Origin of the sequence: Clostridium sp. 2218st1_F5_2218SCRN_220325, from assembly GCF_039062665.1 — a bacterium.
Taxonomy (GTDB): Bacteria; Bacillota; Clostridia; order Peptostreptococcales; family Peptostreptococcaceae; genus Intestinibacter.
In genome coordinates this window covers 107,625-128,594 of record NZ_JBCLNH010000005.1, presented here as the reverse complement: position 1 = coordinate 128,594, position 20,970 = coordinate 107,625, and the positions used below count along the sequence as shown (strand labels likewise).

The window sequence follows — 20,970 nt, the reverse complement described above, 5'->3', positions numbered from 1 at the left end:
GTGTCACAAATCATGTTTACTGAAAAGAAAACAAAAACGACACTATCAAAAGCATTAGCTCTAGGAATGGTTGCAACATCTGTTTCTTTAGCTGGGCAAACAACAACAGCAGACGCAGCAAAAAACGAAAATACAGATACAACTTCATTATATAAAACTCAAACAATATCATCAAAAACAGGAACAGTTACAGCAAGTTCTTTAAATATTAGAAAGGGACCATCTACTTCTTACTCAATCGTAGGAGCTTTAAAAAATGGCCAATCAGTTACTATAACTGATACTGATAGCGCTACTGGCTGGTATAAAATAAAAACTTCAGCAGGAGTAGTTGGATATGCAAGCAACAAATACATAAAAGTTGATGGGCAAGTATCTGAAAATACTGGAAGCAATAACACAACTACAGCAACTGCTAAAAAAACTGCTACAGTTACTGCATCATCACTAAATGTTAGATCTGGACCAAGCACAGCATACTCTATAGTAACAACTTTATCAAGAGGACACAATGTTACTATACATGAAACTGCTAGCACAGGTTGGCACAAAGTTACAACTGCTACAGGAAAAACAGGATATGTTTCACCAACTTATGTAAAAGTAACAGGAAGTACTAATAGTGGAACAACTAATAACAATACTAACACAAACACAAATATACAAAGTGGTGTTTATGTAGTACAAAGTTACTCAACTATAACTAAAGTTGGTAAAGTTAATGCGACATCATTAAACGTTAGAAGTGGACCATCTACATCTTACAGCGCGAAATCTAGTGTTAAAAAAGGAAATGTAGTAGGAATACTAAAACAATACAGCAATGGTTGGTATGAAGTTAAATTAGCTAATGGAACAACAGGATGCGTTAGTGGAAGTTACTTAACAATAACAGCAGGAAGTTCATCTAGTATAACTTCAGGAAGTACTTCTGGAACTACATCAGGAAATACAAATACAAATACAGGAACAAGCACAAATGCAAAAGTTCAAGCTGTTGTAAATATGGTAAAAAGACAAGTTGGTAAACCATATGTTTATGGAGCTAGTGGACCAAACTCATTTGACTGTTCAGGACTTATGTACTACTGCTACAAAAATGCAGCTGGAATAACTATTAATAGAAGTTCTGCTGCTCAAGCATCAAACGGTAGATATGTAAGCAAAAGCAACTTACAACCAGGAGATTTAGTATTCTTCAACAGTGGAACAAACAGAATACGCCACGTTGGAATGTACGTTGGAAACGGACAATTTATCCATGCTCCAAGTCCTGGAAAAAGTGTTAAATACGAAAACTTATATTCTTCATATTACGTAAAAGGATACGTAACTGCTAGAAGAATTATCGGATAATAAATATTTTTTACATTAAATAATTATATTGTGAAGAAGACCACAAAACTTCTATTCGAAATAAAAAGAATAGTTGTTTTACGTGGTCTTTTTTGCGTTTTATAGAATATACTATGTTTCTGATTCATAAAATTTACTATTATAGAGGTAATTGGAGGAAATTGGTATGGTAAATATTACGAGCGGATTAATAGATAAAAAGGTAAAAAATATGAGGTTTTTCTTAAATTATCCGAAAATCGAGGTGGATGATGAAGGCGAAGAGATTCAACAATTTGCACAAGAGGTAAATAAATCAATATTAAACGAGGTAAGCATTTTTGAAGAAGTGGTTATCTACACTTATTGTGATGAAATAATAATTGGAAATATAAATGTTATTTCGGAATACAACGTTGCATTTAATAGAGGAAATATTGTCAGCATTCCTATGGAGTTTTCTCAAATTATTGGACTCACTGACATAAGCAATATCTACAGCTATAATTACGATTTTGATTTAATGAAAAAGATTACCTTAGAAGATATTTTTAAAGAAGATGTTGATTATGAAAAAATAATCCAAAGTTATATAATGGAAGAGATTTACGAGATTTTGGATAATTATACAAGCCACATAACTTATGATTTATATGAGTTGATGATGGAATCTATCTATATATGTGAAGATCCAGTTTTCTATTTTAATGGTAGAGATTTAGTAATCTGCATATCGAGTTTTGAATTAACAAGTCAAGTCTGCAATCTAATTGAATTTACAATATCATTTAAAAAAATAAAGAATATTCTAAGCGATTATGCTTTGAAAAATATATTTTTATATTAAATTTTGAGGAAGTGAAAAAAATGTTTGTCCGATATAATAGAGAATTGGCGGTGAAATACGCTACTGATTGGGCACAAGACAGAAACCCAAACTACAAAGATTATGAAAAATGGGGAGGGGACTGTACTAATTTTGTGTCACAATGTCTACATGAAGGAGGTATACCTTTTGATCATCATGGAAATGATATATTAAAACAGTGGTATTGGTATAGCGATATGAACAGAACTCCTACATGGACAGCCGCCGAGCCTTTTTACAAATACATCACAAAAAACAACACAAAAGACACCCAAAACTTTGGGATATATGCTGTGGAAGTATCATATAACGAATTGCAAATAGGAGATATTGTACAACTTATATACGAAAATGACTTAGCATATCACAACATGATAATCACAGATGTTATTTTAGATGGAGGGTATTTAATCGACTACTTAGTATGCCAACACACATATGATTTATACAACTTTCCTCTTAGCCAAAAACAAGGTGAAAAGCGATATATAAAAATTTTAGGATATTATGAGTAAAAGAGGATTAAATTGTTAATAATATTTGAAAAAAGCCTTTCTTAATGATAAAATTACCTTATAATATATAATGTAAAATATGCTCAGAATTGACTTAATTTAGGGCATATAAATTTAACCTAAAATGGAAAGGTGAATTCAGTGACTAAGAAAAGAACAAATAATCCAAGAACTACCTCAAATCAAGGTAATAAAACAAATACTCAAAATAGAAGACCGCAGACAAAGACGGCACAAAGGCCTACACAACCGCGAAAAAACAAAAAACAAAAAGGTTTACATAGAAAAAAATCATCAACTAAAAGGAAAAAACAACTAATAGTTTTAGTAGGGTTAATCATATTGATTTCTGTTGTAGGATTTATAGGAAAGAAAACATACAATTTCGTAAGTACTATTTGGCCAAATGTAATATCACTAAAAAATTCTCTGACAGGTGGAGCCATTGACACTTCAAACGTAAACACCGACGAGCAATACGACGTAGGTGACGAAAAAGAAGCAACTCTACAAGTTAGACACAATGTATTTATAGATGCCGGTTGTGGCGGAAACGAAACAGGATATATAACAAATGACAAAGTAAAAGAAAAAGAACTAAACTTAGAAATTGCAAAAAAAGTAGCAAAAGAGTTAAACAAACAACAAGATATCAACGTAATACTCTCTAGACAAGATGATGTCTACATGAGCCCAGACGAAAGAAAATCTCTAGCAGAAAGTCAAAATGCTGAGGTATTTGTATCTATCCATATGGCTGCTGAGACTACAGGAAAAGCCACAGGAATAGAAACTATATACCACAAAGATTCCAAAAATGGCTCGGCTGACTTTGCAAGTCTTATGCAAACTTCTATAGTAGCGTTTGTAAAAGCCGAAAACAGAGGAACAAATACATACAATATGAGTGTATTGAGAGATAACAGTATGCCTTCTATATATATTCAATGTGGATTTTTAAGTAACTCTGGTGAGGAGAAAAATTTAAAAGACGAAAATTACCAAAATGAATTAGCGAAAGGTATAGCACAAGGGATATTAACTTATATAGATGCCAAAAAATAAAAAAGGAAGTGCAGATATGGCTGATTTAGAAATAAAGAAAATTTTAATTGAAGAATCTTTGAGAAAAAATCAAATGTCGCAGATTTTTGATGTGGTGAAAAACGAAAAAATGGTGTTTTTCAGATCACTACAACAATACAAAAACAACAAATTTTTATTAGGCATAATACTAGACGAATCTGCCTACACTACAATTACGATATTTTTCGGGAAAGTAGCAGACGAGTCCAAAAAAGACATAATAATTAAATTAATAAATGAATTAAACGGTATACATAATGTAGAAAAATTTGTACTAAACAGAAATGACGAGCTTTTAGTCCAAATTCCTTATGTCTCACTATCACAAGACTTCAACGGAGACGTAGCGATAGACTTATTGAGAACACTTTATCACATGCTTGTCCACAATGCATACGACAAGTTTGAAGAAATCCTAGGGGAGAGTATGTATAACCAGATATAATTAACTAGCTTAAATACAAAATCAAATAAAATTAGCAATACTCTAAAGCCAAATTTAGATAAAAATCAATCTAAATTTGGCTTTTTTACATGCAGAAATCAAAATATAACTATATAATTATTTACAGGACTAACTTTTAGTTTAAGTAGTAGTGATTTCGTTTAAATTTATTTGATGGGGGGCGACTATGGAAGAAAGTTTTGAAGTTTCAAAGAGGTATGAGAATAATTTAGATATTAAAAAGAGAAAAAATCAGGGGATTTATTATACGCCATACGTTGTTGTGGAGTATATATTAGAGCAGACAATACAAAAACACGATGTAGTAGATGAGCCGTATCCAAAGGTGCTCGATATGTGTTGTGGCTGTGGAAATTTCTTAATAAGTGCATATGAAATACTTCACAAAAAGTTTTTGGAAAATATAGATAATTTAAGGGTGAAATATGGAAGAGATTTTATTTCATCAGAAGATATAAGTCTGCATATTATAAAAAACTGCATTTTTGCAGTAGACACAGACGAAGATGCATTATTTATATTTAAAAGACAAATTATGAATATTTTAAAAGATGAGCTTAGCGAAATTTATAAAGATAAATTTCTAATTAGTGAGGACGAGCTAGACGAGATTTTATTTGATAAATACGAGAAAAATCTCAATATACTTTGTGCTGACAGCTTAAAAACAGACTTATGCGAAGTCTTTTCTATAAAAAAGTTTGACTATATTGTCGGCAACCCGCCATACATTGGTCAAAAGCTTTTAGACAACGAATATAAAAAATTTTTATACAAGGAATTTGGTGATGTATATAAAAACAAAGGGGATCTTTATTTTTGCTTTTATAAAAGAATACTGGATTTATTAAAAGAAGATGGAAAATCAGGGATTATTACACCGAGGTATTTTATGCAGAGTCCATCTGGAAAGTATCTTAGAAAATACATGATAGACAATGCCAAGATAGACAATATAGTTGACTTTCTAGGTGCGAATTTATTCTCAAGCCTAGGAATTGCAAGTTGTATCGTAGTGTTTGAGCATAAAAATAAAAAAGATAAATACATACAATACTATAAAATAATAGATGAAAATATCAATATAAAGAAAATAGACAACTTAGGATTATATTTAAAACAAGATAATTTTAAAAAAATCATGGTAAATATCGAGTCACTTGGGGAAGATTGGTTAATGCTAGACCAGGTAGAATTCGAATTTTATAACAAAATCCAAAATAAGTGTCAATATTTTTTAGATGAAATAGGTGAGAGTTTTCAGGGGATAATCACAGGTTGCGACAAGGCATTCGTCGTAAATAAAGACGACAAAAATATAAGCAAAATAGACAAAAATCTACTAAAAAACTGGATTAAAAATACAAATGTCGAAAAGTACATAATTGATAATTCAAATTATAAATTGATATATTCAAACGACATAAAAACAGAACAGGACCATCCATTTGTTATAGATAATTACTTTATGCCATATAAACAAAAGCTCCAAAACAGGAGAGAATGTATACGAAATAGCCGAAAATGGTACGAACTTCAGTGGGGAAGAGAAAAATCCCTATTTGAGCAGACAAAAATAATGTATCCATATAAGTCTAGAAACAACAGATTTGCGATAGACTTTGATAATAGCTATGGAAGTGCAGATGTGTATTCATTTTTTATAAAAGAAAAATACAAAGATGAATTTTCATATGAATACTTAGTCGGGCTATTAAATTCAAAAGTATACGATAAATATTTTAAGATAATAGGTAAAGAAATGGGCAAAAAAATATTCGATTATTATCCGAATAGAGTTATGAAATTAAAGATTTTTAAAGATGAAAATTACAAAAAAATAGAGTCATTATCAAAAGAAATAATATTCCTCTCAAGAAAAAAACTATCTATAATAAATGAATTAGAAAGTACTTCAAAAAAATTAGTAATTTCAAGCGATTTAACTAAAATAACAACTTGTGAAAACGTTATGGAAATACAAGACAAAAATATTTCGCTCTTAAAAGAAAAACATTACCTTGAAAATAAAATCGATTTCATAGAAAATATAATAGAGGAAATAATTAAAAAATCTTTAAATTTAAATCATGACACTAATTTGGATTAAAACTTAAAAATTAGGTGATGTAAATGAAAGGTTTAGTATTAGAAGGGGGAGGCACTAAAGGTGCTTACCAATTAGGGGCTTATAAAGCTTTAAAAGAATTAGGTGTCGAGTTCGACGGGGTAGTTGGAACTTCAATTGGGGCATTAAATGCAGCATTTATAGTCCAGGGGGACTATGAAATAATGAAAGACATCTGGTTAAATAGGGATTATAAAAGTTTTATGGACATAGAAGAAGACTTCTATGAAAAATATAAAAATGTGGAGTTTAAGGCAAAAGATATAAATGTAGTCATAGGTCTTATGAATAAAGCTAGAAAAAACGAAGGAATAGATATAACTCCTCTTAAAAATTTACTAAAAGAAAATATAGACGAAGAAAAAATAAGAAATTCATCAAAAGATTTTGGATTAGTAACAGTATACTTAGACAAAAAAATCATCCCACAACACTTGATGAAAGAGGACATACCGCAGGGGAAATTGGTAGATTATTTAATCGCAAGTTCGAGCTTACCTATATTTCAATTAGATAAATTTGAAGATAAACGTTATCTAGATGGCTTTTTATCAGATAATACGCCAGTTGGGTTATTGGCGAATAAAGGATATAATGATATAATAGTAATTAGATTATCGAATGATGCCGCAGGAGATAAAAGTTTGCAAAAATATGTAGATTTAAATCTAACAGTGATAAAACCTTCGATGGTTTTGGGAGGTTCTCTAAACAAGGACAAAGATCATATGGAGACATTGTTCAAACTTGGATATATGGATACAATGAAAGTATTTAAAAGATACGATGGGGTGAAGTATTTCTTTAATGCAGATTTTATATATGACGAAGAGACATGCTTTAATTTGATAAGTAACATAGATATAAAAACGATAGAATACATATGCAAGATCTTAAAAATAAGGAGAAAACCAAGCCTAAGAGTTTTATTAGAAGAAATCATACCACAACTTGGGGATATGTTTCATTTAGAAAAGGAATTTACATATAAAGATATTTTTTACAGTATATATGAAAGAAAACTTGAGGAAAATAATATAGACGTTTTGAATTTATACGATTTTTCAAAGGTTATAGACTCAGTCAATTCACAAATTGACTCAATTAATTTCGATTATGAAAATAATGAAAATAAATCCATTATTTTGTTAAATAAAAAAGAAAAAAATGAAAAGGCGATAACAAATAAACTACTAAACGATTTTAAAAATCAAAGTTTAAGAAAAATGCCTATATAAGTTTTTATGTGTATTAATTAGGAGGTACAAAATGGAAAAAACAGTAGTAATAAAAAATGCAACAGGATTACATGCTAGACCAGCAGGGATGTTCGTTAAAAAAGCATCTGAATTCACTTCAACAGTAGAAGTATTAGCTAAAGGAAAAACTGTAAATGCTAAATCAATCATGGGAATAATGAGCTTAGGTTTAGGTCAAGGTGAAGAAATAGTTGTTAAAGCTGAAGGTGCAGATGATGCAGCAGCAGTTGACGCATTAGTAGAATTAATCGAAAGCGGATTTGGTGAATAATATTAAAAGCCACATACAATATAAAACCTGGGGAAACCCAGGTTTTTAAAAATCAAACTGCAAACTATCTAAAAGAAGTTAAAATAAAATGGAAAATAATAAATAATAAAAAGAAGTAAGGGTATATTTTAGGAGGAGTAAAAAAGATGTTTAAAGGAACAGCAGCATCACCAGGTATAGTACTTGGGAAAGCGTTAGTATTAGAGCATAATGAATTAGTCATAGAAAAGAAATCGATATCAGACGTAGAAACAGAAATAGCTAGATTAAACGAGGCAGTAGCTATATCAAAAACTGAACTTGAAAAAGTAAGAGATAAAGCAAAAGTTGAATTAGGTGAAGAAGAGGCACAAATATTTGAGTCACACTTATTAGTTTTAGAAGATCCTGAACTACTAGGCTCTACAATGGACAAAGTAAAAACTGAAAATGTCAATGCAGACTTTGCACTAAACGAAATAAAAGAGATGTTCGTTGGAATGTTTGAAGCTATGGACAACGAATATATGAGAGAAAGAGCGGCTGACATAAAAGACGTTACAAACAGAATATTAAGACACTTACTAGGTGTAAAAATAGTAGACTTAGCTGCATTAGAAGATGAAGTAGTTTTAGTTGCACACGACTTAACTCCATCAGATACAGCTACAATGGACAAAAAGAAAGTATTAGGATTCTTAACTGATATCGGTGGTAGAACTTCTCATACAGCTATAATGGCAAGAACTTTAGAAGTTGCTGCAGTAGTTGGACTAACAGATGCTACACAAAAAATAAAAGACGGGGACTTTGTTGTATTTAACGGAGATACTGGAGAAGTAATAGTAAATCCAGACGAAGAAACAATAGCTAAATACTCACAAATGAAAAAAGAATTCGAAGATTATAAAAAATCATTAGAATTATTAAAAGGACAACCCTCTGTTACAACTGACGGAAAACATGTTGAATTAGCAGGAAACATAGGAACTCCAAACGATGTAGATGGTTTAATTAAAAACGACGCTGAAGGTGTTGGACTTTATAGAACAGAATTCTTATATATGGACAGAGTAGACTTCCCAACAGAAGACGAACAATACGAAGCTTATAAAGCAGTACTTGAAGGAATGAGCGGAAAACCAGTTGTAATAAGAACTTTAGATATAGGTGGAGATAAAAAACTTGACTACTTAGAAATGGACGAAGAGATGAACCCATTCTTAGGATATAGAGCAATCAGACTTTGCCTAGACAGAAAAGAAATATTCACAACTCAATTAAGAGCTTTATATAGAGCGAGTGTTCATGGAAAATTAAGAATAATGTTCCCAATGATATCTTCATTAGAAGAATTATTACAAGCAAAAGCAGTATGTGAAGAAGTAAAAGAAGCGTTAGATAAAGAAAACATAGCTTATTCAAAAGACGTAGAAGTTGGTATGATGATAGAAGTGCCATCAGCAGCAGTAATATCAGACGTACTTGCAAAACACGTGGACTTCTTCTCAATAGGAACAAATGACTTAATCCAATATACTTGTGCAGTAGACAGAATGAACCAAAAAATAAGCTACTTATATAACCAATTCAATCCAGCAGTATTAAGATTAATAAAAATGGTTATAGAAAATGCACACAAAGAAGGTAAATGGGCAGGAATGTGTGGAGAAGCAGCAGGAGATCAAAGAATGATACCAATATTATTAGGATTTGGTCTTGATGAATTCTCAATGAGTCCAATCTCAATATTACCAGCTAGAAAATTAATAAACTCTGTGAGCCAAGCTGATATGAAAGTATTCTCAGAAAAAGTGTTAGAACTTGGAACAGCACAAGAAATAGAAGCATTTATAGCAGAAACTTTTAAACATTAATTAAATAAATGCTATAGACATAGCTACCGAAAAATTTATATATAAATTTTTAATGGTGTAAAGCAATATAGATTAAACTAATTTTCTATATTGCTTCACACCTTTTTTAATTTAAATAACGAATGAAGTCGTCTGCGCCATGAATTTTTTATAAAAACACCCCAATCGGTAGGTTTTATTCCTACGACTGGGGAAACTAAAATATAAATTGTAAAATTTACATAACTCTAAAAGGTATTTTGTTTTGGTTTGCATACCAATGTGCGTACGAATTTTTCTTTCCGTAGATTGTTAAGTTTGGACAGTTTTCAAAAGCAAATTCGCTTATTGATGTTATTGTCTGTGGTATAACAACTTTTTTCAAATTCAGACAACTTCTAAATGCATATTCCTCGATATTTTGGATAGTTTCTGGAAGAGTTATTTCTTCAAGATTTATGCAGTCACAAAATACTCTAGAACCAATAAATTTTAACCCATGATTTAATTTTATTTTGTTTAGATTTGTGCAACCTAAAAATGCTGTATTTTTTATGTAAGTCACCTTTTCTGGAAGTTCAATTTCTTTTAGTGATTTGCAGTTGGCAAATATTCCAGATGAAATAGATTTTAAATTTTTAGGTAGTTTGACTTTTTTTAATTTAAGGCAGTTTGAAAAAGCACCTTGTTTTATTGATAAAATTGAATCAGGCAAATCAACCTCTCTCAAATTCATACACATTGAAAAAGTTCGTGAGCCTATTGACGAGATATTAGGTGAAAATTTCACATTTTTTAAATCAGTACAATTAAAAAATGCCAAATCGTTTATAAGTTCCACACTTTCTGGAATATCAATTTCTTCTAGATTTGAGCAATATCCAAATAAATACGTATCTAAAACTTTTAACTTTGGAGAAAGAGCTACATTTTTTAAGTGGCTACATTTAAAAAATGCCCCTTCATTTATATTTTCAATATCATCTGACAAATATATATCAGATAAATTGTTACAATTTTTAAATGCGTATTTTCCAATAGTTTTTAAACTTTCTGGTAGACTTAAATATTTCAAATTTGTGCAATTTAAAAAACATTCATCAGAGATAGTTTCTAACATATCTGGAAATATTACTTCAGAAAGTGAGCTACACCCAGCAAAAAGTTTTTTGTTAAGTTCTTTCATACTTCCTAAAAAGACAATTTCTTTTAAAGATTCGCAATTAGAAAATGCCTCTCTTTCAACATTAGATATATTGTCTGGTAGATGAAGTGATTTTAAATTTATACAGTCCGAAAATCCTAGATATGGAATAGATTTAACATTTCTAGGGATATATACATTTTCAACACTTTTGTTTACACAACTTACGGCATTATTTATTATAAATAGATTTTTCAAATTATCTGGATCATCTGCTAAAAAGTCGTCGTTTAAATTTCCATGTAAATCATCAAAAATCGGCATTGTATTCCTCCTTATATAATTGATTTTTTATATAAAGTAAAGATAGGCAACCCATCAATTGCTTGGTTTACCTATAATTGTTATATAATAATGATAAGATAATATCACTTTTCAAATGGATATTCAAGTGATAAAATAATTGATAAGAGAGTCATTAAAATATGTAAATGGTATCGACATAATTTAATAAAAACCCGACATTTAAGTAAACAATCAAAATAATAAATTTACATATTAAAATGAGAATATACTTATTTAAGGAGGATAAATATGTCATCATTAACAATTAGCCCAGAAGAAGAGAAAAGAGTGAAAGGACTAGGATTTTTGAACAACAAAGGAACAGACAATTTTTCAGCAAGAGTATTAACAGTCAATGGTAAAATAACTGCAGCTCAACATAGATGTATTGCAGAAGCGGCAGAGTTATTTGGAAATGGAAATATAACATTTACAACAAGATTATCTATAGAAGTTCAAGGGATACCATTTGACAAAATTGACGATTTTAGAAATTACATAGCAAAAGAAGGCCTAAAAACTGGTGGGACAGGGGCGAAAATACGTCCGATTGTATCATGTAAGGCGACAACTTGTAAATTCGGTAGACTTGACTCATTTGCAATATCTGAAGAAATGCACCATAGATTTTTTGAAGGCTATAATGATGTAGCTCTACCACATAAATTTAAAATGGCAGTAGGCGGATGTCCAAATAACTGCATGAAACCAGACCTAAACGATATGGGGATTGTAGGTCAATTAATTCCAACTCATGACTTAGATAAATGTAAAGGATGCAAAAAGTGTAAAATAGAACAAGTATGTCCAATGGATGCATGTAAAGTTGTGGATAAAAAAATAACTAGAGACACAAATATATGTAATAATTGCGGACGTTGTGTCGGAAAATGTCCATTTGGTGTAGTCGATGAAGGTACACCGGGATACAAACTTTATATAGGTGGTAGATGGGGAAAAAAAATCTCTATAGGGAAACCACTAACTACAATTTTTAAAACACAAGAAGAAGTTCTAGACGTTATGGAAAAAGCAATCTTACTATATAAAGATCAAGGTATAAAAGGTGAGCGTTTTGAAGAAATAATAAAACGTATCGGCTTTGAAAATATAGAAGAACAACTTTTAGACGACGATTTATTAAATAGAAAAGATGAAATACTAAACAAAGAATTAGCATTAGCAAAATAAAAGTTTATAGATAAAATAAAATTAAAAAATTTAATATATTTACAATTAAATTATCAAAAGAGGTTATCAATATCCAGATAACCTCTTTTTTAATATAAAATTATACTTATTTTTTAAAAATACATGTCTGGAATCCATGAAATCACGTATTCATAATCTGTTTTTATATTTGGATTCAATATTTTAAATCTTCCTTTTACCATTTGTTCCTCAAATACACTATCTAAATGGCAAAGAGCGATTCCCATATCTATTTTATTTATATCTTTAGTTTTAGTGCTGTAAAAATGAAGTCCATCATCATTTAGTACAACTCTCCATGGCTGACAATTTAGTGAAGATGGAGCAAGACGAACTGCCTCTAATGCATCTGAATAAATTCCCGCATCTTTTTTTGTAAGAGGGGTATAAAAATCGTCTTTGTGAAATAATGAACTAAATGAATCTCTTTTGTTGTGGTTATTTCCAATTAAAAATCCTATTGGACTTCTTCTGCCACCTTCATACCCAACAGGTGATACAACCGGTAGAACATATCCATCTTTAAGTTCAACAGCTTTTGCAAATTTCCCTTTATTAAAAGTTCCACCAAGCCAAACTGTACCAAGTCCAAGTGAAGTACAATATAAGATAACTTTTTCAAAAGTATAACCAAGTGCTTCGAGTGTAAGGGGTTTATCCTCACAATAAGCAGCCAAGAAATAACTTGGATTTTTGATAACGCCATATGTACCCAGCTTTTCGTTGTGATATCCGTCTGGTTTTAAAAGTTTAATTTGAATTTTCTTGTTGAATGGATTTGTAACACTATCGATATAAGTTTGAATTTTTTCTATAATACTTTCATCTATCGGATTATTGCTATAAGTCCTGACAGAATGTCTACTTTTTATAACTTCAAGAATAGATTGTTTCATAGGATGAACCTCCTTAATTTACACAAATATGATATAAGAAAATAAGACTTTAAGGTATTTTAAAATATAAATTTTCTTATACTTAAATTATAACATGAAAACCCAATTCTTGAAGAAAATGTAGTTATCTAAATTAATCACTTCAATATAACATAAAATATATTAGATAGTGCTATAATGTAATAAATAAGGGGGGAGCGAAATGTTTAACCTACCGTACAATAAATTTCAAAAAACACTAGAAATAGTAACTTTTATTTTGCTGTTAGCACAAATTGTATATACTGCTGTTTTATATCCGCAGTTGCCGAGCAAAATACCATCACATTTTAACTTAGAAGGACAAATAGATGGCTGGTCAGGAAAAGAATCGATAATAATACTTGTTATAGTTAATGTAGCATTATATATACTCCTGACTGTTACAATGTTCTTTCCAAGATTGTGGAATGTGCCGGTCAAAATTACAGATAAAAACAAAGGTATAGTGTTTAATTATACTATGAATATGGTTTTATTAGATAAACTTATCTTAGTTATGAGCTTTTCTTATATAACATATTGCTCAATTTCAGCAACTAAAATGGGGTGGTGGTTTACGCCAGTTATGCTTGTAGGAGTTTTGGGGGTGACTTTTTACTATACCTTTAAATTATTTCTAGTTAAATAATAAATAAGAAGTTTTTAATTGAATAGGAGATAAGACAATAAGGAGAAGAATATGAAAAATTACGATGCTTATATATTTGATTTTGATTATACATTAGCAGATGCAACAGACCCAGTAGTGGACAGTTTCACATATGCACTTGAAAAAATGAATTTAAAAAAGGCAACTCGCCAAGATATAATAAATACAATAGGAATACCAATAGGGGAGTCATATACAATTTTGACAGGTGATGACTCAGAAGAGGGTATAAATTTATTTAAAAAATATCAAAAAGAAAAATCAGATGAAATAACAGTTCCAAATACAGTTTTTATAGGTGGAGCAAGAAACGTTTTAGAAACACTTAAAAATAGGGGCAAAAAAGTTGGAATAGTTTCATCTCGTTGGGGACAGAGAATAAACGACGTATTTGAAAATCTAGGATGTAGAGGATTAATTGACTTTATAATAGGAACAGAACATGTTGAAAATTATAAACCAAATCCAGAGGGATTATTTAAAATGATAGAAATGATGAAATGCGAATCTCCAATTTATATCGGAGACAGTTATATAGATGCAAAAGCGGCACAAAACGCCAATATAGATTTTGTCGGCGTGACAACTGGCACAACATCAAGGAAGAATTTAGAATCATACCCACATGTGGCAATATTAGATAATTTAGAGGAGCTTTTAGAGATATAGTGTAATTAATAGATTTACATCTATGTTTAAGGAAAAAAATTCCTTGACTTTTTCGTAAAATTTGAACTAAAATTAAAAGTGAATCGAGTAGCAAAATGCGTAAATCCAGATCATGGGTTTGCGCATTTTTTTTAGGTTATGGTAGCTTTCCTCAAAAGTCTCCAAGAAAAATGAGGGGGTTAAATAAATGGATACTAAAGTAGATAAGACGAAACATAATTCAAACGAAAAAGTAGTTCCAAAGGATAAACGTAAAACGGGAAGTAGTCGAGGAGAGTTAGCTGTGGATGTTCATATAGGCTCATCAATTTTAACAAAAGAACAAAACATGTCTTATAAAGACAAAGCACAACAAGATGAAGAAGAAATAAATAAAATGGGTACAGAGAAAATATCAAAATTGATGATAACTATGGGCTTACCTATGATTTTATCAATGGTAGTTCAAGCATTTTACAATATAGTAGATAGTTATTTTGTAAGTGCAATGCCAGATACAGATAAAATTGTCGGTGTTGGGGAATATGCTGTATATTATCATTTGGTGTAATACTATTTACAATTTATGAAAAACTATTACAATCAACAGGAAAAACAGTACTATGTACAATCGGTCAACTTGCAGGCGCACTGACTAATATAGTTCTAGATCCAATCTTAATATTTGGATATCTTGGAATGCCACAAATGGGTGTTGCAGGGGCAGCATATGCAACAGTAATTGGGCAATTTGTATCATTAATTTTAGATATGATATTCCACTATGGATTTAACAACGATGTAGATAGACAACTTCGCTATATCAAACCTAAAAAAAGAATAATCAAAGACATATATATAGTTGGAATTCCAGCAATACTAATGCAGGCACTTATGTCATTTATGACTTATGGTGTAAATATAATATTTATCTCAGTTTCAACAGCAGCAGTAACAGCATACGGTGTTTATTATAAAATACAACAATTTGTATTTTTCGCAGCATTCGGTTTAAACAACGCAATCATACCGATAGTCTCATTTAACTATGGAATGAAAAATAAACAAAGAGTGAATCAAGCAATACGTTACGGCATGATGTACACACTAATAATAATGGGAATTGGCTTGGTAGTTTTACAAATTTTTGCAAACCAAGTTGCAGGTATATTTGCATTATCAGCACAAACACAAAAATTATGCATAATGTCAATCAGAATAATAACAATAGGCTATCTATTCGCAGGCGCAAATATTGCGTACCAAGGGATATTCCAAGCACTAGGCTGTGGTGTCCATTCACTAATAATCTCACTACTTAGATTAATAATAGTTGCATTGCCACTTGCATGGGTATTTACAAAAATGTCAAATGCAGAAAATATGATTTGGTGGGCATTCCCAATAGCAGAAGGAATCGCACTAATAGTCGCCGTATTTATGATGAGAAAAATCAATAAGGATAAAGTAAAAGAATTAGTATAAAATCACTAATATAATGTATAATTTTTTAAAGATGTGGAAAAATATAATTTCCGCTAATAAGTTTCAAAGAAATCTACCTTTTTGAAAGATTTTTAGAATAAAGATTTCTTTATATGGTACAATTAATTTAATTATAACTACAATTATTAAAGGGAAATTAGGGGGGAAAAATGATTTTATCATATATAAGAAATAATAGTGATTATAAAAATATGTCTTACAAAGATGCTGAGGAATATGCTTTGCTATACAGTATGGATCAGTTTACTTTAACAGCTTTTAAAATAGAAGAATACTTACTAAATCCAGAGCTGAATAAAGAGATTGATGTAGAATTATTATCTACAAATTACAGCAAAATTAATGAATTTTTACTTGAAATAAAAAGAATGAAAGACAACAAACAAGAGTATGAATTTTATTTTGAAGATGGAATTGATGAATTAATTAAAAAATATGAGAAATTCAAGGATGATAACACACTTAAATATATTTATAATTATTTAAATTATGCTAAAAAGTATTTTTTATACGCAATGTAGAAAATACATACTGTTTTAGATGAAGTGATAAATAACTTATATGTAGATGAAAAAGGGGCTCTTAAAAGGGGCATAGATAAAAATTGATATGACAAAATGAACACCATATATAGTGCGATGCAAAATGCATAAATACTATATATGGTGTTTTATTTTTAAAAAAATACAAAAAATAAATTAAAAAAGAAATTATGTGGGTATAAATCATAAATGGACATTATATAGATATAGACTTTAAGCCCAAGACAAATTTCTACACTTATTATTTCAAACCTTAAAATGTATAAAAATCTTATAAATAATTATTGTGGGCAAGATAAAAACGAAATTATAAATATAAACTAGGCGACAAAGGAGAAATTCGATGAATTATATAGAGTTAAATAACCAAGTTATAATCAGGGACGAAAATGGGAAATTTCAACTTGAGAAAGATAAAGAAGCTCTAAAATCATATTTAGAGGATTACATAGAGCCAAAGACGAAGAAATTTAGTAGTTTAAAGGAAAGATTAGATTATTTAGTTAAAAATGATTACTACTCAAAAGATATTTTAAATATGTATGATGAGTATGTGATTGAGGTGATATATGATTTTATAAGATCTAAGAATTTTAAATTCCAGTCTTATATGAGTGCAAGCAAGTTTTATCAAAATTACGCACTTAAGAGTGATGATGGGGAGGAAATATTAGAAAATTACGAGGACAAGGTGTTAATCGTTGCATTGACGCTTGGAAATGGGGATCCTAAGCTTGCTAAAGATATTGCAGAGAAGCTTATAAATCAAGAGTTTCAACCAGCTACACCGACTTTTTTAAATGCAGGAAGGGCAAGGGCTGGAAAGATGGTATCTTGCTTTTTAGTTAATATCGAGGATAGCTGTGAAGGTATATCTTATGCAGTTTCGTCTGCAAACCACTTGTCAAAAATAGGCGGCGGGGTCGCACTTAATTTGACTAGACTTAGAGCAGCTGGCGAGTCTATTAAAGGAATTAAGGGAGCAGCCGGCGGAGTTATGGGTGTTTCAAAATTACTAGAGCAATCGTTCAGCTATTTTAACCAAATGGGAGCGAGACAAGGTGCAGGGGCAGTTTATTTAAACGTACTTCACCCTGATTTTGAAACACTTTTAGACAGTAAAAAAATCAACGCCGACGAAAAAATAAGGCTGACTACGCTTTCGATTGGAGCTATAATTCCAGATAAATTTATGGAGCTTGCAGAGAAAAATGAAAAATGTTATGCATTTTATCCACATTCAATTTACCAAAAATACGGAGTTCATCTAGACGAAATAAAAATGGATGAGTGGTATGATAAATTAGCTAATGACGATGAAATTGAGAAAAAGGAAATCAATCCGAGAGAACTTCTAACTAGGATTGCACAAACTCAACAAGAATCTGGATATCCATACGTTGTATTTATCGACAGTGCAAACCAACAACATACGCTAAAGGACGTGGGAATGATAAAAATGTCTAACTTGTGCTGTGAGATTTTCCAATACCAAACACCATCAGATATAAAAGGTTATGGGCAAGTGAGCGATTGGGGACAAGATATAAGTTGTAACCTTGGTTCTTTAAATATAGCCAACGTTATGGACAATAAAGACATTGAAAAGACAATAGATGTAGCAATTAGAGCCTTGACATATGTTTCTGACAATACAAACATAGAAGAAGTGCCGACTATAAAAAAAGGAAACGACTCATCACACTCAATCGGACTAGGAGCGATGAATTTACACGGATATCTAGTCAGAGAAGATATAATCTACACATCAAAAGAAGCGAGAGAATTTGCCGATGTGTTCTTTGCAATGATGAGATATTACGCAATAAAAACATCTATGAATATAGCGATTGAAAAGGGCGAAACATTTAGCGGATTTGAGAATTCAGAATATGCAAAAGGGCCAGAAAGCGAGTTGTTTAAAAAATACTGCACAAAAGATTTCTTGCCAACTAGCGAAAAAGTATCCAAATTATTTGAAGGAATAAATATTCCGACAAAAGAAGATTGGACAGAATTATTACAACAAGTTAAAACAAACGGAATTTACAATGCGTATTTAAGTGCAATAGCACCGACTCAAAGCATAAGCTACGTTCAAAATTCAACTTCGAGCGTTATGCCGATAACTGAGCAAATTGAAGTTAGAACTTATGGAGATTCGACTACAATTTACCCAATGCCGTTTTTAACTAATGAAAATATGCTTTACTACCAATCAGCATACAGAATAGATATGCTAGACCTTATCGATATGGTGGCGATAATTCAAGGACATATCGACCAAGGAATTTCTACAACATTATTTGTAACAGACGACAAAACAACAAGAGATATTGCAAGATACTACATTTACGCACATAAAAAAGGACTAAAAAGTCTTTACTATACAAGAACGAAGATGGAAAGAAATAATGAATGCCTAGTGTGTTCAGTTTAAGATAGAGAATGGATGGCAATATGCCAGTATAAAACGAGAAACAATGGACAACTTGCGTGTTCAACATAAAGAGGTGATAAAATGACATTTAAATTAAACAATATACACAAGGCAGTCAACTGGAATGTCGAGGACGACGACTTCACTCAGGCATTTTGGGATCAAAACGTAAAACAGTTTTGGTTACCAGAAGAAATATCAATTTCAAAAGATGTAAAAGTGTGGAGCGAACTTTTGCCAGAAGAGAGAAATCTTTATAAAAAAATACTAGGTGGTTTGACACTTTTAGATACAAAACAAGCTAACAACGGAATACCATCGATGATGAGTTTGACAGATAACCTTCAACGAAAAGCCGTACTTTCATTTATGGGAACTATGGAAGAAATTCACGCGAAGAGCTATTCATCAATATTTACAACGCTTTTAAGTGTGCCGGAAATAGATGAGATATTTGAATGGATAGAAAGTGAGCCGACTTTACAGAAAAAGGCCGATATAGTTTTAGCACAATACGAAAATACAGATGACAAATACGGGCTTTATATGTCTATGGCTACATCTGTATTTTTAGAGAGTTTTTTATTTTACTCAGGATTTTTCTACCCATTATTCTTGGCAGGACAGGGCAAAATGATTGCAAGTGGAGAGATAATTTCACTAATACTTAGAGATGAATCGCTTCACGGAAAATATATCGGACTTCTTGCACAGGAAATATTCGACGATTTTTCAAAAGAAGAACAAGAAGAGTACAAAGCAAAAGTCATGGACGTATTTGACAGACTTATGGAAAATGAAATAAACTACACAAATACAATATATGAAGGGACTGGTCTTGCTGATGAAGTCATAAACTTCCTAAAATACAATGCAAATAGAGCTATGGAAAACCTAGGATACGACAACAGACTCGAAGTTTCGCCAGTAAATCCAATCGTGCTAAACGGACTTAGCACAGAAACAAAAACACACGACTTCTTCTCAACAAAAGGGAATGGATACCAAAAAGGAGTATACGAATCACTACAAGACAGCGACTTTGTATTCGACAGGGAGATATAAATTTAAAATAAAAAACCACATTTTAGAGTTTCAATACATTGAATTCTAAGATGTGGTTATTTCTATGTTTATATATAATGAATAAATAAATATAAAATTTAATATTTTCAAAATCAATGTCAGTTTCTTATAATAAATTTCGTATTAACTAATGTAAAAGCTTTTACAGGGAGGAGACAAAATTGAAAGACAAATCGATTGAAGATAAAAAAATTATTAAATACATAAAAAAGTGTGATCAAAGGGGAATGGAAATGCTCATTGATAAATACACCCCCATTTTAAAAGGAGTAATTAGAAATCACATAAGTCCAGTTTCAAATTATGAAGAAGAATGTCTGAGTGATGTTTTATTTCTGATTTGGGAGAATATAGAGAGATTTAAAAGTAAGGAGAGCAGTTTTAAGAACTGGATTTGTGCAATTGCAAAGTACAAGGCGATTGATTATAAAAGAAAATATATATCTAAATTAAGTGAAGAATTAGACACAGAGACTTCATATATAGACGAAAATCTACAAAAGTTAGAGATAGAGCAGGAGATTGAAGAATTACTACAATTTTTAAATGACAAAGACAGGGAGTTGTTTAAAAGATATTACCTAAGTGGAGATAAATTAGAAGAAATAGCTTTCGATAATAAAACAAATGTCACAAACTTGCATAGCAGATTGTCGAGGGGCAGAAAGAAAATAAGAAAGCATATTTTAAAATAGGA

20 protein-coding genes are annotated in these 20,970 nt (G+C 30.8%); 18 read left to right on the top strand and 2 right to left on the bottom strand.

Features of this window, described 5'->3' with window-relative positions:
- From ABCM86_RS04880 to ptsP, 9 genes are all read left to right on the top strand, one after another.
- Nucleotides 1–1,356 carry an SH3 domain-containing protein gene (locus ABCM86_RS04880; RefSeq protein ID WP_307993466.1) on the top strand — a complete coding sequence of 452 codons (1,356 nt, stop codon included), beginning with the start codon at nt 1–3 and terminating at the stop codon, nt 1,354–1,356.
- A gap of 166 nt (nt 1,357–1,522) precedes the next feature.
- Nucleotides 1,523–2,182 (top strand): DUF3298 domain-containing protein, encoded by a 660-nt coding sequence (locus ABCM86_RS04875; protein WP_195928894.1) that lies wholly within the window; start codon nt 1,523–1,525, stop codon nt 2,180–2,182.
- A gap of 20 nt (nt 2,183–2,202) precedes the next feature.
- The gene (locus tag ABCM86_RS04870) at nt 2,203–2,718 is read left to right on the top strand and encodes an amidase domain-containing protein (RefSeq protein WP_195928896.1); all 516 of its coding nucleotides are present in this window, start codon (nt 2,203–2,205) and stop codon (nt 2,716–2,718) included.
- A gap of 141 nt (nt 2,719–2,859) precedes the next feature.
- The gene (locus tag ABCM86_RS04865) at nt 2,860–3,783 is read left to right on the top strand and encodes an N-acetylmuramoyl-L-alanine amidase (RefSeq protein ID WP_307993465.1); all 924 of its coding nucleotides are present in this window, start codon (nt 2,860–2,862) and stop codon (nt 3,781–3,783) included.
- The gene (locus ABCM86_RS04860) at nt 3,770–4,249 is read left to right on the top strand and encodes a hypothetical protein (protein WP_243269516.1); all 480 of its coding nucleotides are present in this window, start codon (nt 3,770–3,772) and stop codon (nt 4,247–4,249) included. The genes ABCM86_RS04865 and ABCM86_RS04860 overlap by 14 nt, the downstream gene beginning before the upstream one ends.
- 187 nt (nt 4,250–4,436) lie before the next feature.
- Complete coding sequence (locus tag ABCM86_RS04855; RefSeq protein WP_343003609.1) at nt 4,437–6,380, top strand: N-6 DNA methylase; 1,944 nt, start codon at nt 4,437–4,439, stop codon at nt 6,378–6,380.
- Nucleotides 6,381–6,403: 23 nt separating this feature from the next.
- Nucleotides 6,404–7,636 carry a patatin-like phospholipase family protein gene (locus ABCM86_RS04850; RefSeq protein WP_343003608.1) on the top strand — a complete coding sequence of 411 codons (1,233 nt, stop codon included), beginning with the start codon at nt 6,404–6,406 and terminating at the stop codon, nt 7,634–7,636.
- 31 nt (nt 7,637–7,667) lie between these two features.
- Nucleotides 7,668–7,928, top strand: coding sequence for an HPr family phosphocarrier protein (locus ABCM86_RS04845; protein ID WP_007287452.1), 261 nt, complete (start codon nt 7,668–7,670; stop codon nt 7,926–7,928).
- Between the two features lie 146 nt (nt 7,929–8,074).
- Nucleotides 8,075–9,784 (top strand): phosphoenolpyruvate--protein phosphotransferase, encoded by a 1,710-nt coding sequence (gene ptsP, locus ABCM86_RS04840; protein WP_343003607.1) that lies wholly within the window; start codon nt 8,075–8,077, stop codon nt 9,782–9,784.
- 217 nt (nt 9,785–10,001) lie between these two features.
- Here ptsP and ABCM86_RS04835 read toward each other — a convergent pair whose 3' ends face one another.
- Nucleotides 10,002–11,231 (bottom strand): leucine-rich repeat domain-containing protein, encoded by a 1,230-nt coding sequence (locus tag ABCM86_RS04835; protein ID WP_295761646.1) that lies wholly within the window; start codon nt 11,229–11,231, stop codon nt 10,002–10,004.
- Between the two features lie 270 nt (nt 11,232–11,501).
- Here ABCM86_RS04835 and ABCM86_RS04830 point away from each other — a divergent pair, with 270 nt between their 5' ends.
- On the top strand, nt 11,502–12,443 hold the full coding sequence (locus ABCM86_RS04830) for a (4Fe-4S)-binding protein (RefSeq protein ID WP_295761643.1): 942 nt from the start codon (nt 11,502–11,504) through the stop codon (nt 12,441–12,443).
- Nucleotides 12,444–12,556: 113 nt separating this feature from the next.
- Here ABCM86_RS04830 and ABCM86_RS04825 read toward each other — a convergent pair whose 3' ends face one another.
- Nucleotides 12,557–13,360 carry a nitroreductase family protein gene (locus tag ABCM86_RS04825; RefSeq protein WP_343003606.1) on the bottom strand — a complete coding sequence of 268 codons (804 nt, stop codon included), beginning with the start codon at nt 13,358–13,360 and terminating at the stop codon, nt 12,557–12,559.
- A 202-nt stretch (nt 13,361–13,562) separates the two neighbouring features.
- On the opposite strand from ABCM86_RS04825, the gene ABCM86_RS04820 reads away from it, so the two are divergent.
- The 8 genes from ABCM86_RS04820 to ABCM86_RS04785 all read left to right on the top strand — a co-directional run bounded on the left by ABCM86_RS04820 (nt 13,563) and on the right by ABCM86_RS04785 (nt 20,968).
- Nucleotides 13,563–14,030, top strand: a complete 468-nt coding sequence (locus tag ABCM86_RS04820) for a DUF1648 domain-containing protein (RefSeq protein ID WP_343003605.1) — start codon at nt 13,563–13,565, stop codon at nt 14,028–14,030.
- Between the two features lie 51 nt (nt 14,031–14,081).
- Nucleotides 14,082–14,720 carry an HAD-IA family hydrolase gene (locus ABCM86_RS04815; protein ID WP_343003604.1) on the top strand — a complete coding sequence of 213 codons (639 nt, stop codon included), beginning with the start codon at nt 14,082–14,084 and terminating at the stop codon, nt 14,718–14,720.
- A gap of 187 nt (nt 14,721–14,907) precedes the next feature.
- The gene (locus ABCM86_RS04810) at nt 14,908–15,270 is read left to right on the top strand and encodes a hypothetical protein (RefSeq protein WP_343003603.1); all 363 of its coding nucleotides are present in this window, start codon (nt 14,908–14,910) and stop codon (nt 15,268–15,270) included.
- Nucleotides 15,243–16,184, top strand: coding sequence for an MATE family efflux transporter (locus tag ABCM86_RS04805; RefSeq protein ID WP_343003630.1), 942 nt, complete (start codon nt 15,243–15,245; stop codon nt 16,182–16,184). Before ABCM86_RS04810 ends, ABCM86_RS04805 begins: the two co-directional genes overlap by 28 nt.
- Nucleotides 16,185–16,354: 170 nt before the next feature.
- Complete coding sequence (locus tag ABCM86_RS04800) at nt 16,355–16,726, top strand: hypothetical protein (RefSeq protein ID WP_321037545.1); 372 nt, start codon at nt 16,355–16,357, stop codon at nt 16,724–16,726.
- Nucleotides 16,727–17,090: 364 nt separating this feature from the next.
- A complete protein-coding gene (nrdE, locus tag ABCM86_RS04795) occupies nt 17,091–19,187 on the top strand; it encodes a class 1b ribonucleoside-diphosphate reductase subunit alpha (RefSeq protein ID WP_343003601.1) in 2,097 nt (698 codons plus the stop codon).
- A gap of 81 nt (nt 19,188–19,268) precedes the next feature.
- Nucleotides 19,269–20,252 carry a class 1b ribonucleoside-diphosphate reductase subunit beta gene (gene nrdF, locus ABCM86_RS04790; RefSeq protein WP_343003600.1) on the top strand — a complete coding sequence of 328 codons (984 nt, stop codon included), beginning with the start codon at nt 19,269–19,271 and terminating at the stop codon, nt 20,250–20,252.
- A 182-nt stretch (nt 20,253–20,434) separates the two neighbouring features.
- A complete protein-coding gene (locus ABCM86_RS04785; RefSeq protein ID WP_343003598.1) occupies nt 20,435–20,968 on the top strand; it encodes a sigma-70 family RNA polymerase sigma factor in 534 nt (177 codons plus the stop codon).
- Nucleotides 20,969–20,970 lie beyond the last annotated feature (2 nt).

Excerpts from the sequence above, each read along its gene's own strand:
- nrdF (WP_343003600.1), top strand. The coding sequence starts at position 19,269 with ATGACATTTAAATTAAACAATATACACAAGGCAGTCAACTGGAATGTC.
- nrdE (WP_343003601.1), top strand. The coding sequence starts at position 17,091 with ATGAATTATATAGAGTTAAATAACCAAGTTATAATCAGGGACGAAAAT.
- ABCM86_RS04820 (WP_343003605.1), top strand. The coding sequence starts at position 13,563 with ATGTTTAACCTACCGTACAATAAATTTCAAAAAACACTAGAAATAGTA.
- ABCM86_RS04815 (WP_343003604.1), top strand. The coding sequence starts at position 14,082 with ATGAAAAATTACGATGCTTATATATTTGATTTTGATTATACATTAGCA.
- ABCM86_RS04875 (WP_195928894.1), top strand. The coding sequence starts at position 1,523 with ATGGTAAATATTACGAGCGGATTAATAGATAAAAAGGTAAAAAATATG.
- ABCM86_RS04870 (WP_195928896.1), top strand. The coding sequence starts at position 2,203 with ATGTTTGTCCGATATAATAGAGAATTGGCGGTGAAATACGCTACTGAT.
- ABCM86_RS04845 (WP_007287452.1), top strand. The coding sequence starts at position 7,668 with ATGGAAAAAACAGTAGTAATAAAAAATGCAACAGGATTACATGCTAGA.
- ABCM86_RS04850 (WP_343003608.1), top strand. The coding sequence starts at position 6,404 with ATGAAAGGTTTAGTATTAGAAGGGGGAGGCACTAAAGGTGCTTACCAA.
- ABCM86_RS04800 (WP_321037545.1), top strand. The coding sequence starts at position 16,355 with ATGATTTTATCATATATAAGAAATAATAGTGATTATAAAAATATGTCT.
- ABCM86_RS04860 (WP_243269516.1), top strand. The coding sequence starts at position 3,770 with ATGCCAAAAAATAAAAAAGGAAGTGCAGATATGGCTGATTTAGAAATA.
- ABCM86_RS04825 (WP_343003606.1), bottom strand. The coding sequence starts at position 13,360 with ATGAAACAATCTATTCTTGAAGTTATAAAAAGTAGACATTCTGTCAGG.
- ABCM86_RS04810 (WP_343003603.1), top strand. The coding sequence starts at position 14,908 with ATGGATACTAAAGTAGATAAGACGAAACATAATTCAAACGAAAAAGTA.
- ABCM86_RS04855 (WP_343003609.1), top strand. The coding sequence starts at position 4,437 with ATGGAAGAAAGTTTTGAAGTTTCAAAGAGGTATGAGAATAATTTAGAT.
- ptsP (WP_343003607.1), top strand. The coding sequence starts at position 8,075 with ATGTTTAAAGGAACAGCAGCATCACCAGGTATAGTACTTGGGAAAGCG.
- ABCM86_RS04830 (WP_295761643.1), top strand. The coding sequence starts at position 11,502 with ATGTCATCATTAACAATTAGCCCAGAAGAAGAGAAAAGAGTGAAAGGA.
- ABCM86_RS04835 (WP_295761646.1), bottom strand. The coding sequence starts at position 11,231 with ATGCCGATTTTTGATGATTTACATGGAAATTTAAACGACGACTTTTTA.